An 18,838-nucleotide genomic window follows, 5' to 3' on the forward strand; every position below is an offset into this window, starting at 1 on the left:
CCTGCGGGAAGTGCCTATGCACAAACATCTCTCAAACCTGCTCATGCTGTTTTACGCACTGCTTGGCATCGCCGTATTGCTAGCAGCAATATCCATAAGCTCAAACTCCGGGAAACAACAATTAGGGCACCATCTATCCCAGGCCCAACACTCCCTGGCATTGGTTACTGAGGCTGAAACCTACGCCCGCACGGGCAACTACGCCGACGCACTGCCACTTTACGAAAAGGCCATCTCCTCACTGTCCGACTATCCGGATCAACAACAGGCCCTGCGCTACCGCTACGGCATTGTGCTCAATGCATTTAGCGCCCAAGCGCGACCTGACCTCTACCCCCTTGCCCGCGCACAGTTCGAATCGGTCCTCAATTACCTGGATGCCGGCGCGGTGCTACCGCAGTCCACCGCAAGAGTGCGGTCGGCCATGGCACACACTTACCATCAGCAAGCAGCAACGGAGAAAGAGCACACTCAGCGAGCTCATCTTTTACGCTCGGCTTACCTTCTATATAAGAGTGCAATCCAAGGCCTGCGCGAACAGGCGGAATGGCAGAACCTTGCCATCACCTATTTCAACCTGGGGCAAGTCTGTGAATGGCAGGGAAACCTGGAGGAAGCCATCATCTGGTTGGAAAAAACGGTGAAGCTGGACATGCAGCACAAGCTGCCGGACCTCCAGGAAGACAGTGACTACTTATCCGCACTGCGCAGCCAGGTGGAACCGATACTGGAAAACCCCGAAACCGCGCTGTAAGTACTGGGGATTCCCTGCACTTTTTAATGTGACGCACCGGTTTTTCCGCTAAAACCTGCTGTTTTTTGTCATATCAGCAATATATGGAGAATAAGTCACAAATAATTTATAAGGAATTTTTTACTGTTCCAGTCATGCTAAGCAATGTCCTCCACCACTCCTAGCACGACTCTTTAGAATGACATCGCTGTCACGCAATTTTTCTCTTTTGAAACCATTTACCAAGGAGCTGGGTTCTATCCGGCCATTTCCTTCTGTACAAAATATATACAGCGCAATTTTATTGTTCTTTATATCTGAAAATTAAGCCATTTTTTTATTTTCTGTAAATAACCCGCCAATTCATACGGCTTTTTCTCGCTTTGCAGGAAAAAGTTGATACCTCAGGAATCGCCGGTAATATAGCCAGCGTTGATTAAATATTGATCAACGATTTCCAAACAAACTTGGAAATTTCACAAGCAGCCCTTGGCTTGTGACCATTTATGACCTGGAGGTAATGGGACATGATGAAACAGACTCTGCGAAATACTGCCTTTTTTATTGCTGCCTTGCTCGCTATCGGTGTAAGCGTTAATGCCTCAGCAGCACTTAAGAAAACCATGATTGTTGACGCAACTGCTTACAACTCTGTACCCGGACAAACTGACAGTGATCCCTGGGTAGCAGCTTGGAACAACCGCCTGCGCCCCGGTGACAAAATTATCGCCGTATCCCGTGACCTGGAAAAACACGGTCTGACTAACGGCGCCAAAGTTAAAATTGAAGGTCTGCCTGGCACCTATACCGTGCGCGACCGTATGAACAAGCGTTTTACTAACCGAATCGATGTTTGGATGGAGAAAGACATTAAGAAAGCCCGCGCCTGGGGCAAGAAAAAACTGAAGATTGTTTTTGAACCCGTAAAGTAATTAGACCTAATTTCAACAGAGCTTGTGACCCCGCCCTCCAGCGGGGTTTTTTATTGTTAAAAGAATTTATATCCAATCCACCAAAAAGCAATCAGGGTTCCATCTCCATTAAAAACCCTTCTAGCTCTGTACAATTTGAATTTCCGATATAAAACAAGCTCGGCTGCTGGTTCTCGGTATAGCGATGTTTTAATCCATCCTCGCCAATTAATATTAAGTATTCTGATTTTACCCAGCGCTCACCCTCCCTGTATTCCGTTAGCCATAAAAGCGATGGCTGCCCCTCGTGACAGAGCCCATAAAACATGCGGGTTTTTTCCACCAGTTTCTTGGTCATGTAATCTAGATAGCGGCCGGGATAGGTATAGCGATCAGCCTCAATACCAATTTTCTCTGGGTTTATCCCCATATCGGCGCGGCCAACTCTCTGTATATAAATTGCCAGGTTCTCGTCGCAATCGAGACAATGGCGCCCGGCAACAATGGCATAGCCACTCAATTCGGAGATAAGTCGGGCTTCTTTTAGGTCAGTGGTGAGCAGCTGTCGATTGGAAAGGCGGATGCTCTCTGCGGATACCAGTGGACTTAATACAGTCACCAGCAGAATAAGGCAGCGCAGGTTCATGGGGAGGGTAACCGCAGGTTAGGTAGTACCGCCGGAGACCTGGATTCCACCATTGTCTCGCGGCGGCACTGTGATTGGGTGTGCTGTTACACAGTCGCGATTCCCTTCTCACATTAACCATAGCAGTTTGAACAAATGTCAGCCGACTTTTGCCACAACTCCCGCTGGGAATTGCCAGTCAGCCGTTTCATTCTGAAGAGGGCTTACCAGCTGCCATCGGCTTCCTGAACTGGCCCAACAAAGGTAGCGATCCCCTCCTCTTTAAGAGCATCGAGCGCTTCATCCAGCGCTTCCCGCTCAGTCTCAAACGCGTCTTCCCAAACGGTTGAGTTGTTGTGTTCATCGACGATTTCAAGCAGCCAGCCGCCCTCACCATCTTCATAAATATCGATCTGGACGGAAACCTCGCCCTCCCGATAGATCTGGCTCAACTCCGACTCTTTCGGTGCAAACTCTTCGCCCATGGGATTCGCCTCGCTGTGACCTTGAAATTTCGGCCAGAACTTTGACAACTTGCGGCCCGACGGTCAACTACAAATCCCTTTTCTTGCAGATGCGGACCGCCTGCTTACTGTACGACAAGCTCCTTTTTTTGCGATAAAATGCGCGGCGATTTTTTCTGCTCCGGATTTGCGATCCGGCCCGCAACTGAGGAAGTACCATGAACCAATTTGTTGTCTGTGCACTGTATAAGTTCGTTACCCTTGAGAACTTTGAAACGCTTCGCGCCCCACTGCTGGAGGTGATGCAAGAAAACAGTGTTCGCGGCACCCTGCTGTTGGCCCAAGAGGGCATCAATGGCACTGTAGCCGGCTCCCGCGAAGGTATCGACGCGGTATTAGCCCATTTGAAGTCAGACGAGCGCCTCGCCAACCTGGACTACAAAGAGTCCATCACCCAGGCAATGCCCTTCCTGCGCAGCAAAGTGAAGCTAAAGAAAGAAATTGTCACCATGGGTGTAGAGGGCATTGATCCACTGCGCACCGTCGGCACCTATGTCAAACCCAAAGACTGGAATGCCCTGATCAGCGACCCAGAGGTTGTTGTCGTGGACACCCGCAATGACTATGAATTCCAGGTTGGTACTTTCAAGAATTCCATCAACCCAGAAACTGAAACTTTCCGCGAGTTCCCGCAGTACGTAAAAGAGAATATGGACCCGGCCAAGCACAAGAAGGTCGCCATGTTCTGCACCGGCGGTATCCGCTGCGAGAAGTCCACAGCCTATATGAAAGAGCAGGGCTTTGAAGAGGTATATCACCTCCACGGCGGTATTTTGAAATACCTGGAAGAAGTCCCAGCAGAAGAATCCCTGTGGGAAGGCGAGTGCTTTGTTTTCGATGAGCGGGTGACAGTCAACCACAACCTGGAACGCGGCAAATACGATCAATGCAATGCATGCCGCATGCCCATCACTGAGGAAGACCAGCAATCTCCCCTGTTCGAGCAGGGTGTAAGCTGCCCGCACTGCCACGACAAGGTGCCTGAAGCTGACCGAGCCCGTTTCCGCGAGCGCGAAAAGCAAATTCAGCTGGCCAAACAGCGCGGTGAAGTACACATTGGCCAGGACGCCCGCGCGCAAACCGTCTCCCGCCGCGAGCAAAAGAGAGAGGAGCGCCGCCGCCAGGCTGAAGCCCAACAGGCGCGCAACCAGCAGGCCTAACTCCTCCCCTAGAGAGCAAGAGGCTGAGGTACGACCTTTATCTGGGCTAGCCAGGCCTCTGCCTCAGCCTCCACAACGAACTCCCTAGAACTGAGCCTGCACAGGCAGGAGCCATGGCTGGGCAGCGGACAGGTCCAGCGCCCTCGCGGATGTAACACCGCGATAAATGCCCGTCGCAGTACAGGGTTCTCAGCAATAAAGTGAATAAATTTCTGGTGCTCCTCCAGTGTGGTTTTGCTGCGCGCATAACGCAGGTCGAGTAGTACACGTAGGGGCTTTCGGTGGCGATACTTTTCCACCAGTAGTGCAATGGCTTCTATTTTGTCCTTATACCCCACCGGACCAAAAAAAAGCACACGCGCTATTCCACCCGCCGGCCGATAGCTAATATGAAAATTCATTGATAACAGCACCCGTGCGCTTGTCTTTTTTATTTTTATCGACTACAGCTTCCGCAATGCCTCTTTTTATTGTCTTACCTGTATTGAAAACGCGAAATAAGGCAGACTTTTTTCTCGTACACTCCTGATATTTACTTCTATCTCAACGGCAATCCAACATCCGTATAAAGGGTTTGACGTTTGTCGGCGAAAATACTGCACCTGTAAACCCGTTTTAATACCCTCAGCCCCAACTGCATTTAATAAGCGACAAAAAACCTGCAAATACTGCCACCTAAAAATCATAAGCGGTCTATATCGCAAAAAAATATCGGCTTTATGATTTTTAAAACAATAAGTAACTAGTACGATCAAAATACCCCTGTTTTTTACCAGGTAATTCTGTGAAATATTTTGAAACTTCTAATTTACCCAGGGCGCGACAGAAATGGACTATCGCTAAAAGGAAATCTGTACCATAAAACAAGGAACAAACTAGTACGGCTTACTTCAATGAGGGACACCGGGCTGCATCAATATAAAAATATTGGAGCCCGGTAAAAACAGAAAAACAAAGAAAATTATTTCTTTGTGATCAATATCGCGAATGGGTTCAACTTATTTCGATTTCCGGCATATCGCTGTCATCACTGCTGTTTAACCAGATCTGGGCAGCAGCCTTGCGGGCAATTTCGCAATAAAAACCAGCAATTTCACTATCTGGATCGGAAATAACACTGGGCTGTCCGCTATCCACATCGGCGCGGATTTTCTGTGCCAGCGGAAGCTCACCCAGTAAATGGGTATCGTACTCTGCAGCGATTCGCTCACCGCCACCGGTACCGAAAATTGGCTCGCTGTGACCACACTTGGAACAAGTATGCAGCGCCATATTTTCCACAATACCCAACACAGGTACCGATACCTTGCGGAACATCTCCACGCCCTTAATGGCATCTTTTAGTGCCAGGTCTTGAGGGGTAGTTACAATTACCGCACCGGCCAAGGTAGTTTTCTGTGCCAGCGTCAATTGAATATCCCCAGTACCCGGGGGCATATCCACAACCAGGTAATCAAGCCCATCCCGACTTTCCCCCCACAGGGTTTGACTGAGAATCTGGTTGAGCGCGCCGCTGGCCATAGGCCCGCGCCATACCGCTGGGGTCTCCTCGGTCATCAGGTACCCCAGAGACATTGTCTCTATTCCATGGGCCTCTACCGGCACAAAGAATTTCTGTTCTTTCACATGCGGGCGCTGGTCTTCAGTTCCCAGCATGGTGGGCAGGCTCGGGCCGTAGATATCAGCATCCAACAAACCAACCCGGGCACCTTCCGCCGCCAGGGCCAGGGCCAGATTGACCGCAGTCGTGGACTTGCCAACCCCGCCTTTGCCCGACGCCACAGCAACAATGTTTTTTACCTTCGCCAAAGTCTCCGGCGCCCCGGAAGTCGGCGTAGCGGGAATATCGCTGAACAGCTCAAACTGCAACTTGGAGCCTTTGAGGGGCCCGGCTTTCAACAGCGGCTGACAGCTCTCCTCCACCCGCTGGAGCCAATCTGCCTCCTGGCTCGCACACGGATATCCCAGGGTAATCCCGGCGAAAACAGTTTCGTCCTCATACCCAACTTCAATTTCTGCGTCCAAATCATCCAGCGGCAAGCCACTGGCAGGATCATGCAACTGGCCGAGGCACTCCGCCAGTCGCTCCAGTTCAGCCTGAACTTCCTGTGACAGCTCGTCATGATCGTGATGATGATCGCTCACGGTATCTCCCTCTCAGCGCTTCTAGATTGGCTCGCATTGTGTCGGATGACGCGGCCTAACACCAGCCACAGCAGCCAAACAAGGATTCACATAAGCCAGCTTGATCCCTCCACGACATAGTGCAAATCTGCTATATTCCGCGGTCTTTTGACGATCTTCGGCCCACTCTCCGTGAGTCCCTGGCCGCAACCCCACAGCGATGGAAAAACCGATGTCCGATACGCGCAACATTCTCGTCACCAGCGCACTGCCCTATGCCAATGGCTCCCTACATCTGGGCCATGTGCTCGAATATATCCAAACCGATATTTGGGCCCGCTTCCAGCGTGCGCGCGGTAATAACTGCCTGTATATCTGTGCCGACGATGCTCACGGCACTGCAATTATGCTGAAGGCTGAACAACTGGGCCTGACCCCGGAACAGCATATCGCCAATATGCAGGCAGAACACGAGCGCGACTTCGCCGACTTCCTAATTGGTGTAGACAACTACCACTCCACCCATTCAGAGGAAAACCGCGAGCTGTCGGCAATGATCTACCGCCGCCTCAGCGAAAACGGCCACATCGCATCGCGCACTATTACCCAGGCTTTCGATCCAGAGAAACAGCTTTTCCTGGCGGATCGCTATATCAAGGGAACCTGCCCCCGCTGCAGCACGCCCGACCAGTATGGTGATAACTGTGAAGCCTGTGGCGCCACCTACAGCCCTACCGAACTGATCGATCCGGTATCAGCAATCTCCGGCGCCACTCCGATAGAAAAGGAGTCAGAGCACTTCTTCTTTACCCTGCCCGCATTCACCGAATACCTGCGCGAGTGGACCCGCTCCGGCACTCTCCAGGATGAAGTAGCCAACAAGCTGGCCGAATGGCTGGAAGAGGGCCTGCAAGAGTGGGATATTTCCCGCGACGCCCCTTACTTCGGTTTCGAAATTCCCGATGCGCCGGGCAAATATTTCTACGTGTGGCTCGACGCTCCCATTGGCTATATGGCCAGTCTCAAAAACTACTGCGACAGCAAAGGGCTGGACTGGCAGGAGTACTGGAAAAAAGACAGCGACGCCGAGGTCTACCATTTTATCGGCAAGGATATCGTCAACTTCCACGCACTCTTTTGGCCAGCCATGCTGGACTCAGCGGACTTCCGCACCCCCAACAAAGTTTGCGTACACGGCTTCCTTACCGTAAACGGCAAGAAGATGTCCAAGTCCCGCGGCACCTTTATCAATGCTCGCAACTACCTGGATCACTTGAGCCCTGAGTATTTGCGCTACTACTTCGCCGCCAAACTGACCGGTGGCGTCGATGACCTGGATCTGAACCTGGACGATTTTATCGCCAAGGTGAACTCTGACCTGGTGGGTAAAGTAGTCAATATCGCCTCTCGCACCGCCAAGTTTGTCAGCAAGTCCGGTGGCAAGCTGGCCGGCGAACTGGCCGACGAACAATTGTGGAACCAATTTGTAGAGGCGGCTCCACGAATTGCTGAGTATTACGAGCAGCGAGAATACGCCCGCGCCATGCGCGACATTATGGCTCTGGCCGACGCCGCCAATGCCTGGATCGCCGACAAGGCTCCCTGGTCCCTGGCCAAGCAGGAGGGCACCGAAGCTGAGGTTCTGGCTATTTGCTCCCAGGGTGTGAATATGTTCCGCGCCCTGATCACCTGGCTCGCCCCGGTATTGCCCAACACTGCACAAAAAGCGGCGGAGTTCCTCAACAGTGAGCTGGATTGGAACAGCGCAACCAAACCGCTGACAGATCACGAAATCAAGAAGTTCAAGCCGCTGCTGCAACGGGTGGAGAAAACCCAGGTAGATGCAGTTATGGATGCGGCTGCGGAATCCCTGGCCCAGCTACAAGCGGAAACCAAAGCTGCTACCGGCCCTCTGGCGGAGGACCCCATTGCTGAGGAAATCCAGTTTGATGACTTCGCCAAAGTAGACTTGAGGATCGCCCTGATCGCCAAAGCTGAGCATGTTGAAGGCGCCGGTAAACTGCTGCGCTTAACCCTGGACCTGGGCGGCGAAACCCGCCAGGTATTTGCCGGTATTAAAAGCGCCTACGCCCCTGAAGACCTGGAAGGTAAGCACACCGTTATGGTCGCTAACCTGGCGCCGCGTAAAATGCGCTTTGGTGTCAGTGAGGGTATGGTTCTGGCAGCAGGTCCCGGAGGTAAGGACCTGTGGATACTGGAGCCCCACGAGGGCGCCAAACCCGGTATGCGCGTAATGTAATTTCCCTGCGCTAACGCAGGGAAACTGCAATCAAGCCGGCACACACCAGCCCCACTCCCAGCAGCTGGGGCCTGTGTGCCGGCTCCTTGAGTAACCAGACCGCCAAGCCCACGCCCAGGGGAATACTCAACTGCCTTAGGGCGACTACATAACTCACATTTTCAGTCATTGTCATCGCCAGCAGTACCAGGCCGTAAGTCGCTCCCATCATGGCACCGGTCAGAGCCCCGACCTTCAAATCCCGAAAACTTTGGATCAATGGCGCAGTGCCACTCTGACCCAAGCACCCCAGAAGCAGCCATACACCACAGGCGAGAAACTGCATCCCCAAATAGCTGTAGGCCAGAACAAGCGCAGGGATAGTGCCTCCCGCAGCATCTCCCAGGTAAATCAGCGCCCCTTTATCCGCCAGTGAATAGCCCACAGTGCCAATGGCTGCTACCAGCGCCCAGGCGCAGTCCGCGCGCCAATAAGCTCTCCAGTGCCACTCGCGGAAATACACCAGCGGTACCAGCAGGCAGCCAATTGTCACCAACAGCATTCCCACCCAGGCGAGTGGAGGCAACGATTGCCCCAACAATACCGTTGCCAGTGCAACCAGCAATACCGGCAATGCTCGAGCAACGGGATAGACCAATCCCATATTGGCTCGCTGGTAGGCGAGGGATAAGCCCCCCATATAAATCATTTGAAAAAAACCACTACCGATAAGGAGGATCCAAAAACCTCGCGGGAGTGAATCAACCTGATATAGCAACCAAAAATTTAGCGGTAAAAGAAAAATTCCAACACTGAGAGTCGCGATACAAAAAAAGGCGGGAGTTGGTGTGCGGGACTTCCCCAGTAAATTCCAACCCGCGTGTAGAAATGCAGAAATTAAAACAAGACTGGCAGCGGTAAACGATATTCCCATAGAGGCCCTCTTCAATTGCGACAGAAAGGCCCCGACAAACCAACCGTAGCCACGAATATGCGCAGTTAAGGCCGCTGGCCAGCAAAGTTTTGCATTCCCTCTTCACTGCCGTAGCATGTCCACCACACTGCAAATCTATCGAGGAGATGTCATGCGCGGCGTATTTCTGGACACTTTGACAATGAAGCTTGAGGAGCTGGATACCTCGGCCCTAACAAATAGTCTAGACCAGTGGGACTTCTATGAAACGACTCCCGCCGAAAAAGTCGCGGAGCGAATCGCCGAGGCCGAGGTGGTAATAACCAATAAAGTCATAATAAGCCGCACATTATTGGAGCAGGCCAGCAAATTAAAAATGATTTGTGTTTGTGCAACCGGTACAAATAACATCGATCTCGCCGCCGCACAGGAATTAAATATTCCGGTGTACAACGTTAAAGGTTATGCGGGGGCTTCTGTACCACAGCACACTCTTGCCCTGATCCTGGCTCTTGCTTCCAAGTGGCACCGCTATCACAACGATGTTTTTGCCGGACGCTGGAGCCAATCTACAATTTTTTGCCTGCTCGATCACCCAGTGGTTGAACTCGCAGGAAAAACACTCGGTATCATTGGCTTTGGTGCCCTCGGGCAGAAGGTGGCAAAACTGGGGGAAGCCCTGGACATGCGGGTACTGGTGGCTGAATCATTTAGCGGCACACCCGCTGAAGGCAGGACGCCACTGCAACAATTGTGTGCAGAGTCCGATGTCATCAGTCTGCACTGCCCGCTCACAGAAGAAACCGATCAGCTGGTAGACGAGCAATTCATCGCCGCGATGAAACCCGGCGCACTCCTGGTCAATACGGCTCGGGGCGGGCTGGTAAATGAACAGGCACTGGCGGATGCTTTGCGCAGTGGACACCTTGGGGGGGCGGCGCTGGATGTCCTCAGCCAGGAGCCCCCACCCGCCAGTCACCCACTATTGGACAGAGATATCCCCAATTTGATTATCACCCCCCACAACGCCTGGATCAGCCGTGAATCACGCCAGCGCCTACTCAACGGGGTCGTAGAGAATATTGAAACCTGGAAAAGTGAGAGTACCAGCCATCCATAAACAACTCGCTTTTATCTAACCCAAGCCATCTCAGGCATCTGCCGGTCCGAGGACTAATCCCCTCTGTGAACTCAGGCCGGCTTTTGCCGTTTGAAACTACGACCGGGCCCGAACAGCTGCCAGCCTTAGTCCAAGATCAGTAGCAGAGACAGGGACTTTTTCCTGCAAAAATCGCGTGAAAAAAACCCCTTTTTCAAGTGGGAATTACCACGCGGGACTATAGACTTCCTCGGCAATTAAACCCCGAGAGGAGAAACCTGATGGCAACCGCAAGATCTCCACATACGAACTCCAGTAGGGAGAAGCTGCAACAGGCCTATAATCTTGCTGGAGAGGCCGCTTCACAAGCTGCTGGCAGCTTGAAAGAGAGGGCCCGGACCTCTGTAGAGTCCCAGAGACAACGTGCCACCGATGTAATGGAAAAAGCGGAGTCCTCACTTCGGGAGCGCCCCATTCTCGCTGTTGGCTGTGCATTTGTTGTTGGCTGGGCAATTGCGAAGCTCTTTAAGTAACGCTTCTCTCTTTTTTTCGACTGGTAAGGACACCCCCTGATGGGCAATGAAAAAAAGTCCCAAGCGTCTGGCGAGAATGCCGATTCCGCTGCGCAGGAGCGCAGCCCGGGTCAGTCTTCACCTTCTCCCTCAGGGAAAGACTCTGATGGAGAAGGTGAAAATAGCCTTGAAGCTACCCTTGCTCGCGCCGAGGCAACACTGACCCTACTGACTGCCTGGTTGGCTAATATTCAAAAGCTATTCCAGTTGGAGTTGGATAGAACGATTGCAGCCGGCAAGCGTATTGTTGCCCTGCAACTGATGTTACTGCCTCTAAGTGCGGCCCTCATCGTCAGTCTCTGTGGAGGCGTTGGGCTGATTGCCTACTATTTTTCCCAGTCTATTTATTTGGCATTTCTGGTATTTATTCTTATCCAGGTCGCTATTTTGGCGGGAGCTATCGTTTATCAAAAGAAGCTGGTGCCCCTACTGGGTTTTGAAGAGACCAAGCGACAAGTTAAAGAGGCTTTAAACGATGTCACTGAAGTCTTTAAATAAACAGATCGAACAATGCAGCCGGGATACGGAGCGACAGCGGCTCAGTGTATTGGCAATCGTAAATCAGCAACAGCAAGATGTTCAGCAGCGTTTACAGGGAATTCCCCTGCCACTGGTTTTAGGTCTGGCTTTAATCGCCGGCTTCGCGGCGGAAAAATTGTGGCAATTGCCCCGCACCTCACAGGTGGTTCAGTTTATGCTGTCTATGAGGGCTTTTTAGCCGACCCTACTCTTTATATAAATATTAATTAACGGCCACTTTTAAAAAGAGGGGCACCGGAAAATAACCATAGAAAATAGATACTGGCACATCCTTGTGCCAGCCTTACCTATTAATACCCTGTATTAATCAACATCCTTATCGGTCACTTTATCTTGGGTGTTATTGTCAAAATCACCAGCGCTGTGGCGCTCATGTAGTTGTTCGCTGGGCTCACCCCAGGTTCGATTGACCATTCGTCCGCGCTTTACTGCTGGCCGCTCTGCAATTTCCCCCACCCAACGATTGAGATTTTTATAACTCTGGGTATCGAGAAATTCCGCCGCACTATAAGCTTCATTGCGCACCAGAGCCCCATACCAGGGCCAGATCGCAATATCGGCGATGGTATAAGTCCTTCCCGCCACATACGGATGCTTTGCCAGCTGTTGGTCCAATACGTCCAACTGGCGCTTTACTTCCATAGCAAATCGGTTGATCGGGTATTCATATTTTTCCGGTGCATAGGCATAAAAGTGTCCAAAGCCTCCCCCCAGGTAAGGGGCCGAGCCCATCTGCCAGAAGAGCCAATTCAAAGCCTCGGTGCGCTGCTCGGGCGTATGAGGCAAGAGGACATTAAACTTTTCCGCCAGGTAAAGCAGTATGGAGCCACTCTCAAATACCCGGATTGGTGGCGTAGTGCTGTGATCCACTAAGACCGGAATCTTGGAATTTGGGTTTGCCTCTACAAAACCACTGCCAAACTGCTCTCCTTCAGTGATACGGACTAAATGGGCATCGTATTCGGCTCCCTCAAACCCAAGTTCCAATAACTCTTCTAACATCACCGTCGCTTTAACCCCGTTCGGCGTGGCCAAAGAATAGAGCTGCATCGGGTGCTGCCCCTGCGGCAGCGCTTTATCATGGGTCGCACCCGCTACCGGCCGATTGATACTGGCAAAAGCGCCCCCGCTTTCCTTATCCCACTGCCAAACCTTGGGGGGAGTGTAGGTTTCGTTCGACATTAAACTGCTCCAACTGAATTTAAGGTTGCTCTCAAGCAAAAACACGCATGCCGGGTCAATATACTGTATTGCCTCTACCCCACGCTTAACACCAAGTACCAAACTGGGTTACCCATCTTGTACCTATCGTTTCAAATTGACAAAGGTACTGCAAATAGTATCCACAAAGGCCTCCACCTTTACTCCAAGTGGAGGCCTTTTGATCCAAAGGTGTCCCTTTGTCGGCCCTTTTCCCCTGCCACCCTCCTCACGAGTTGAAGCCCCCAAGCGACTCAACCATAATAGCCGCCCTGCGCGGCATTCGACGGTGATCACAAGGAAGGTGCTAGTCTCACCTTAACCCTGCCGACGCCATTGCCGCTGTTCGCGCCACTCCGCCCTCGGGCTTTAACCGGACCTGTTATGACCGAATTTGCCGTCATTCTGCTCAGCACCATCTTGGTCAATAATTATGTGTTAGTGCAGTTTCTCGGCCTGTGCCCGTTTATGGGAGTTTCCAATAAACTGGAGACCGCTGTGGGTATGGCCGGCGCTACCACCTTTGTACTTACTTTGGCCTCTATTTGTTCATACCTGGTCAACACCTATCTGTTGGCCCCTTTTGGTATTGAAGATCTTCGCACCATCTCATTTATTCTGGTGATTGCTGTTGTCGTACAGTTCACGCAGATGTTTATCCAGAAGACCAGCCCCTTGATGTACAAAGTGCTAGGCGTTTTTCTACCGCTGATCACTACCAACTGTGCCGTGTTGGGTGTCGCTCTGCAGAACACTATGAAAGCGCACACTTTTATACAGTCCACTCTTTACGGATTTGGCGCAGCAGTGGGTTTCTCCCTGGTGTTAATCTTGTTTTCCTCGATGCGCGAGCGCCTTTTTGCCGCCGATGTCCCGCTGCCATTTCGCGGCGCCGCAATCGGAATGGTCACTGCCGGACTGATGTCACTGGCATTTATGGGCTTTAGCGGTCTGGTATAGGATTTCGAAATGCTGGACTGGATTTCACAAATTTCTTCTCCCCTGCTGGTGCTCGGTGGCATGGCATTGGTATTCGGTGCCCTGCTGGGTTTCGCCGCCGTTCGCTTCCGGGTGGAGGGTGACCCACTCGTTGAGCAGGTCGATGCCCTGTTGCCACAGACTCAATGTGGCCAGTGTGGCTACCCCGGCTGTCGCCCCTACGCAGAAGCGATAGTGCACGGCGATACCATCAACAAGTGCCCCCCCGGCGGGCAGGCCACTATCAATGAGTTGGCCAATCTGCTGGATATAGAGCCCATGCCACTGGACGCCGAGCACGGCGTTGAAGATGTAAAAAAAGTGGCATTTATCCGCGAGGCAGAGTGCATCGGTTGCACCAAATGTATTCAGGCCTGCCCGGTAGATGCTATTGCGGGCGCCGCCAAATATATGCACACGGTGATCACCGACGAGTGCACAGGATGCGACCTTTGTGTCGAGCCCTGCCCCGTTGACTGTATCGATATGGTTCCCCTGGAAACCGCTTTACAGGATTGGCATCCACACAAACCCAGCGATAGCTCGGTGCTAATTGCCAGCGATCGCCGCACTATTCAAGAACATACCGGGGGAGGCGCGGTTTGAACCCCGTAGATAGCAAGACCAAACAAAGAGAGGCCGTTCAGGAGAGACGCGCAGCCCGCGAGGCACAACTGATTGCCAGTGAAAAAGCGCGCGAGCTGCGCCCCAACGACTTCCCCGGCGGAGTGCACCCTCCCGAGAACAAACACCAGAGTACCGGTGAGCCTATAGGAGTGATCCCCCTCGCCGAGGACTTGATCGTACCACTGCTACAGCACTCCGGTACCACCGCCATACCGCTGGTGAACCTCGGTGATAAGGTATTAAAGGGGCAAAAGATTGCCGAAGCCGACGGTTTCATTAGCTGTCCAGTGCATGCTCCCAGCTCCGGCAGGGTTATGGCTATTGAACCCTATCCAGTTCCCCACCCTTCAGGTCTGCTGGAGGACTGCATTGTCATTCGCACAGACGGCGACGATGCCTGGTGCGAACTCACCCCCTGCGAAGATTACCTCCAGATTTCACCGATAGAGCTTCTGGACAAGATCCGCGACTGCGGTATTGCCGGCATGGGCGGTGCCGGGTTTCCAACCGCTGTGAAGCTAGACCCTCACGGCGGCGCCGAAATTGATACTTTGATTATCAATGGCACAGAGTGTGAACCCTATATCACTGCCGACGATATGCTTATGCGGGAGCGTGCCGACGAAATTATCGCCGGCGTGGAAATTCTTGCCCATATCCTCGACCAGCCCGAACGGGTATTGATTGGTATTGAAGACAATAAGCCCAAAGCTATCCGCGCGATGCGCAAAGCTGTCGAAGGCACCCGTTTCGATATCGTGGTATTCCCCACAAAGTATCCGTCCGGCGGCGAAAAACAGCTGATTCAAATCCTTACCGGCCGAGAAGTGCCCAACAAAGGGCTACCGGCCAATGTGGGGATTGTATGCCAGAATGTCGGCACTGCTCGCGCGGTATATCGCGCGATTCGGTTTGGCGAACCCCTGATCAGCCGAGTGACGACTGTTGTCGGCAAAGCACTGGAGCAGCAGCGCAATATCGATGTGCCTATCGGCACTCCCATAGAACATATCCTCAAATACCACGGTGTCCATCGGGGCCTGATGCAAAAGGTGATCATCGGCGGTCCGATGATGGGTTATACGATTGACGATCAACGCGCTCCGATCGTAAAAACCACCAACTGCCTGCTGGTACCGACGCGTGAGGAGCTACCGCCAGCACCGGTGGCCCAAGCTTGTATTCGCTGCGGTTTTTGCGCAGAGGCATGCCCGGCTTCCCTGCTGCCGCAACAACTCTATTGGTATGCCCGCGCCGACGAACGGGAGAAGCTACAGGCCTATAACCTGTTTGACTGTATCGAGTGCGGTGCCTGCTCTTACGTCTGCCCCAGTACGATTCCCCTGGTTCAGTACTATCGCGCTGCCAAAGGTGCAATTCGCACTGCTGAAGCGGAAAAAGAGAAGTCCGATCGCGCACGCGATCGTTTCGAATTCCGCAAGTTGCGCCTTGAAAAAGCTGAAAAAGAGAAAGAAGCAAAACGCGAAGCCCGGCGCAAAGCCGCTGAACAAGCTCGCCAGCAAAGGGAACAAAACCCTGAATCTCCGACAGCCAAAGCTGAGAAGCAGGAAGCAGATGTTGTCGCCGCCGCCCTGGCGCGCGTTAAGTCCCGCCAGGAGGACCCTAAGCAGCTTTTAGCCCGCGCCCAGCGTACTTTCTCCAGTGCCGAGAGCCGGGTGGAACGCATGCGCAATAAACTGGAAGCTGCCGATGAGAGCCAGCGCGACCAATTGGCAGCGCAACTCAAGGCTGCTGAAGTGAAATTGCAGGAAGCACAACACAAGTTGACCCTTGCCGAACGACGCGCCGATAGGGATACCACCCGGGAGCCCAACCAGGAAGAAACCAATGCAGCTGTGCGGGCAATTACCAGAGCCCGTGCCTCCGCTGAGGCGCGGGCCCAGATGAGTGACGCCGACAGACTTGCTGCAGATATCGAAGCACTGCGCAAGCGCGTCGCCAAAGCTGAGACTCGCCTGCAAAAGGCTCGGGATGAAGATGATGCCAATCTGGGCGCATTCGAAAGTGCCCTGGAGAAGCTACAAAAGAAACTGGAAGACAAAATGCGCGAACAACAAGCAGCACAGGACGGAAAGCAATAATGTCTCTGATGCGCGCCACCTCCCCTCATGCCCGCTCCGGCAATGACACCACCAAAGTCATGCTACAAGTCGCCGCGGCCACCATACCCGGTGTGCTGGCGATGGTGATTTATTTCGGTATCGGAGTACTGATCAATATTGCCCTGTGCACAATCACAGCGCTTCTGTGTGAAGCAGCGGTAATGAGATTGCGCGGCAGGCCGGCAGCATTCTATCTGCGGGATTGCAGTGCTTTTGTAACTGCACTGCTGCTCGGTATCGCGCTTCCAGCCTACTGTGCCTGGTGGCTGCCGATAGTGGGCACTGCGGTGGCAATTGTCCTGGCCAAGCATCTTTATGGCGGCATGGGGTACAACCCATTTAACCCCGCAATGGTGGGCTATGTTGTCCTGCTGATTAGTTTCCCGGTAGATATGACCCGCTGGGTGGGAGCTGCAGAGGTTATCGGCGGGACACCCAGCCTGGAAGAGGCCTTCTCTCTGGTAATCGGTAGCTACAATGTCGATGGTTTTACCCGCGCTACACCGCTGGAAATCGTGCGGTTAAACGAGTCAGTGCTTCTCTCCCGGCTCTATGAAATGGAGCCGGTCCTCAATAAAGGCACATTTGCTGGAGTCGGCTGGGAAACCGTCAGCTTCGGATTCCTGTTAGGTGGGCTGTTCTTATTATTTCGCGGCATTATTACCTGGCATGCACCGGTTGCCATGCTCGCCACCCTCACTCTGATTTCCCTGTTTTTCTACGACAGCGGCAGTTCCTTGTCAGAGGGATCCCCCGTACTGCATTTATTTTCTGGGGCCACCATGTTTGGGGCCTTCTTTATTATTACCGACCCTGTCAGCGGTGCCACCAGTAACCGGGGCCGCCTGATTTTTGGGGCCGGTGTGGGGCTGCTCACTTACGTAATCCGCGCCTGGGGCACTTACCCCGATGCGGTGGCTTTTGCTGTATTGCTGATGAACTTTGCAACACCAACCATTGATAACTACACGCTTCCACGGACCTATGGCCACAAGGGCTCCCGCCGCGCTACCGACCTGGAGGAGAGCTGATGCTTAAACAGTCAATGGCCTCCAATGCCGCCGTTCTCACTCTTATCGCCCTGGTCACTGCAGGTACACTCGCAGTGACCCAAATTACGACTAAAGAACCGATTGAGAGAGCTATCCGGGAAGCTTCGGCGAAAGCACTACTGGAAATTATCCCATTGGAACGCCACAGTAATGACATGTTGGTAGACACCTATCCAATTCCAAAACCTTACTGGAATCAGCTAGGCCTGCAACAAGGTGGAGATATCAATCTCGCGCGGGAAGAGGACGGAAAAGTCTCTGCAGTCATTGTGCCCGCAGTCACACCGGATGGATATTCCGGCCCGATAAAAATACTCGTTGGTGTGAATCGCGATGGCACTATTGCTGGCGTCAGGGTAACAAGCCACACAGAAACTCCGGGGCTGGGCGATAAAGTCGAGCTGAAAAAAAGTAACTGGGTGCTCCAGTTTGACGGCCTGTCACTAAAAAATCCGCCTTCAGCCGATTGGAAAGTACAAAAGGATGGCGGTGTTTTTGATGAATTTACTGGCGCAACAATTACTCCTCGCGCTGTTGTCAATGAAGTGCACCAGGTGCTTGAGTTTGTAGCCCAGCACCACGAACAAATATTTAATGCGCCAATGTCCAAGCGAGCGGTAGAGATTGAGAACTCTGAAATCGACTCGGAACAAGTACCTGCGGCGGTTGAGGAGCAGAACTGATGGCAACTCCCGGCTACACAGAAATCGCCCAAAATGGGCTGTGGAAAAATAACCCCGCGCTGGTGCAATTGCTTGGCCTCTGTCCCCTGCTGGCGGTCACCGGTTCCGTGGTGAACGGCATCGGCCTCGGCTTGGCCACTACCGGAGTTCTCACCTGCTCAAACCTTGCGGTCTCCCTGATTCGACGACAAATTCCGGATACTGTCCGCTTGCCGGCCTCCGTTATGATCATCGCCACTTTCGTTACCTGCGTTGAGCTATTGATGAAGGCTTATACCTACGAGCTTTACTTGGTACTAGGTATTTTTATCCCGCTAATCGTAACCAACTGCGCGATCCTGGGACGAGCAGATGCTTTTGCCAGTAAAAACCCCGTGCTTCCGTCCCTGGCAGATGGATTTATGATGGGTATAGGTTTCACTGCAGTACTCATCGCCATTGGCGCAGTCAGAGAAATTCTTGGCCAAGGCACGCTATTTTCAGATATGGACTTGTTATTTGGTTCAATGGCAAAAGATTGGGGTATTTCCATTTTTGGCAGTGACTATCCAGGCGTTCTTGTTGCCGTGCTTCCTCCCGGTGCATTCCTTGTCGCCGGCTTATTGATCGCAGCAAAAAACGCCATTGATATCGGTATTGAAAGACATAAAAGCCAGAAAGTTAAGATCATTCCAGGCTCAAAGCGCGTACGTGTTACCGGAAAAATCTCTTAAGATAAGCAGCAGCTAACCAATT

At 52.6% G+C, this 18,838-nt stretch carries 20 protein-coding genes; 14 read left to right on the forward strand and 6 right to left on the reverse strand.

Annotated features, from left to right (window positions below; translation table 11 throughout):
* Positions 1-16: 16 nt before the first annotated feature.
* Together ACJJI3_RS13420 and ACJJI3_RS13425 are read left to right on the forward strand one after the other, a co-directional pair.
* Entirely contained in the window at positions 17-754 is a 738-nt protein-coding gene (locus ACJJI3_RS13420) for a tetratricopeptide repeat protein (protein ID WP_444934885.1), read from the forward strand.
* A 506-nt stretch (positions 755-1,260) separates the two neighbouring features.
* Positions 1,261-1,665, forward strand: a complete 405-nt coding sequence (locus ACJJI3_RS13425; RefSeq protein WP_238152122.1) for a 3D domain-containing protein — start codon at positions 1,261-1,263, stop codon at positions 1,663-1,665.
* Positions 1,666-1,756: 91 nt separating this feature from the next.
* On the opposite strand, the gene ACJJI3_RS13430 is transcribed toward ACJJI3_RS13425, so the two are convergent.
* Both ACJJI3_RS13430 and ACJJI3_RS13435 read right to left on the reverse strand, forming a co-directional pair.
* Positions 1,757-2,290 (reverse strand): hypothetical protein, encoded by a 534-nt coding sequence (locus ACJJI3_RS13430; RefSeq protein ID WP_444934884.1) that lies wholly within the window; start codon positions 2,288-2,290, stop codon positions 1,757-1,759.
* Positions 2,291-2,493: 203 nt separating this feature from the next.
* Positions 2,494-2,754, reverse strand: a complete 261-nt coding sequence (locus ACJJI3_RS13435) for a hypothetical protein (protein WP_108731798.1) — start codon at positions 2,752-2,754, stop codon at positions 2,494-2,496.
* A 197-nt stretch (positions 2,755-2,951) separates the two neighbouring features.
* Between ACJJI3_RS13435 and trhO the strand changes: the two genes are divergently transcribed.
* The gene (trhO, locus tag ACJJI3_RS13440) at positions 2,952-3,953 is read left to right on the forward strand and encodes an oxygen-dependent tRNA uridine(34) hydroxylase TrhO (protein WP_444892795.1); all 1,002 of its coding nucleotides are present in this window, start codon (positions 2,952-2,954) and stop codon (positions 3,951-3,953) included.
* Between the two features lie 8 nt (positions 3,954-3,961).
* On the opposite strand, the gene ACJJI3_RS13445 is transcribed toward trhO, so the two are convergent.
* Entirely contained in the window at positions 3,962-4,354 is a 393-nt protein-coding gene (locus ACJJI3_RS13445; RefSeq protein ID WP_282934259.1) for a hypothetical protein, read from the reverse strand.
* 592 nt (positions 4,355-4,946) lie between these two features.
* Entirely contained in the window at positions 4,947-6,098 is a 1,152-nt protein-coding gene (apbC, locus tag ACJJI3_RS13450; protein ID WP_444914753.1) for an iron-sulfur cluster carrier protein ApbC, read from the reverse strand.
* 211 nt (positions 6,099-6,309) lie between these two features.
* On the opposite strand from apbC, the gene metG reads away from it, so the two are divergent.
* Positions 6,310-8,337, forward strand: a complete 2,028-nt coding sequence (gene metG, locus ACJJI3_RS13455) for a methionine--tRNA ligase (RefSeq protein WP_282934262.1) — start codon at positions 6,310-6,312, stop codon at positions 8,335-8,337.
* A gap of 10 nt (positions 8,338-8,347) precedes the next feature.
* Here the strand turns inward: metG and ACJJI3_RS13460 are convergent, their stop codons facing one another.
* The gene (locus ACJJI3_RS13460) at positions 8,348-9,250 is read right to left on the reverse strand and encodes an EamA family transporter (protein WP_444926681.1); all 903 of its coding nucleotides are present in this window, start codon (positions 9,248-9,250) and stop codon (positions 8,348-8,350) included.
* 151 nt (positions 9,251-9,401) lie between these two features.
* On the opposite strand from ACJJI3_RS13460, the gene ACJJI3_RS13465 reads away from it, so the two are divergent.
* From ACJJI3_RS13465 to ACJJI3_RS13480, 4 genes are all read left to right on the forward strand, one after another.
* The gene (locus tag ACJJI3_RS13465) at positions 9,402-10,349 is read left to right on the forward strand and encodes a D-2-hydroxyacid dehydrogenase (RefSeq protein ID WP_282934264.1); all 948 of its coding nucleotides are present in this window, start codon (positions 9,402-9,404) and stop codon (positions 10,347-10,349) included.
* 260 nt (positions 10,350-10,609) lie between these two features.
* Positions 10,610-10,861 carry a hypothetical protein gene (locus ACJJI3_RS13470; protein WP_282934265.1) on the forward strand — a complete coding sequence of 84 codons (252 nt, stop codon included), beginning with the start codon at positions 10,610-10,612 and terminating at the stop codon, positions 10,859-10,861.
* 39 nt (positions 10,862-10,900) lie between these two features.
* Entirely contained in the window at positions 10,901-11,398 is a 498-nt protein-coding gene (locus ACJJI3_RS13475) for a hypothetical protein (RefSeq protein WP_413664388.1), read from the forward strand.
* Positions 11,376-11,618 (forward strand): hypothetical protein, encoded by a 243-nt coding sequence (locus ACJJI3_RS13480; protein ID WP_413664387.1) that lies wholly within the window; start codon positions 11,376-11,378, stop codon positions 11,616-11,618. The genes ACJJI3_RS13475 and ACJJI3_RS13480 overlap by 23 nt, the downstream gene beginning before the upstream one ends.
* Positions 11,619-11,743: 125 nt before the next feature.
* Here the strand turns inward: ACJJI3_RS13480 and yghU are convergent, their stop codons facing one another.
* Positions 11,744-12,622, reverse strand: a complete 879-nt coding sequence (yghU, locus tag ACJJI3_RS13485) for a glutathione-dependent disulfide-bond oxidoreductase (protein WP_444895198.1) — start codon at positions 12,620-12,622, stop codon at positions 11,744-11,746.
* 402 nt (positions 12,623-13,024) lie between these two features.
* Between yghU and rsxA the strand changes: the two genes are divergently transcribed.
* The 6 genes from rsxA (at position 13,025) to ACJJI3_RS13515 (ending at position 18,816) form a co-directional block, all read left to right on the forward strand.
* Positions 13,025-13,600, forward strand: coding sequence for an electron transport complex subunit RsxA (rsxA, locus tag ACJJI3_RS13490; protein WP_108731788.1), 576 nt, complete (start codon positions 13,025-13,027; stop codon positions 13,598-13,600).
* 9 nt (positions 13,601-13,609) lie between these two features.
* Complete coding sequence (gene rsxB / locus ACJJI3_RS13495) at positions 13,610-14,224, forward strand: electron transport complex subunit RsxB (protein ID WP_444895199.1); 615 nt, start codon at positions 13,610-13,612, stop codon at positions 14,222-14,224.
* Positions 14,225-14,295: 71 nt separating this feature from the next.
* On the forward strand, positions 14,296-16,347 hold the full coding sequence (gene rsxC / locus ACJJI3_RS13500) for an electron transport complex subunit RsxC (RefSeq protein WP_444916228.1): 2,052 nt from the start codon (positions 14,296-14,298) through the stop codon (positions 16,345-16,347).
* Positions 16,347-17,399: an RnfABCDGE type electron transport complex subunit D gene (locus tag ACJJI3_RS13505; RefSeq protein ID WP_444940027.1), complete on the forward strand. Its 1,053-nt coding sequence runs from the start codon at positions 16,347-16,349 to the stop codon at positions 17,397-17,399. The genes rsxC and ACJJI3_RS13505 overlap by 1 nt, the downstream gene beginning before the upstream one ends.
* Positions 17,399-18,103 (forward strand): electron transport complex subunit RsxG, encoded by a 705-nt coding sequence (gene rsxG, locus ACJJI3_RS13510; RefSeq protein ID WP_413664384.1) that lies wholly within the window; start codon positions 17,399-17,401, stop codon positions 18,101-18,103. The genes ACJJI3_RS13505 and rsxG overlap by 1 nt, the downstream gene beginning before the upstream one ends.
* Entirely contained in the window at positions 18,103-18,816 is a 714-nt protein-coding gene (locus tag ACJJI3_RS13515) for an electron transport complex subunit E (RefSeq protein WP_282934271.1), read from the forward strand. The genes rsxG and ACJJI3_RS13515 overlap by 1 nt, the downstream gene beginning before the upstream one ends.
* Positions 18,817-18,838 lie beyond the last annotated feature (22 nt).

The organism is Microbulbifer maximicatervae (SeqCode), from assembly GCF_052466985.1.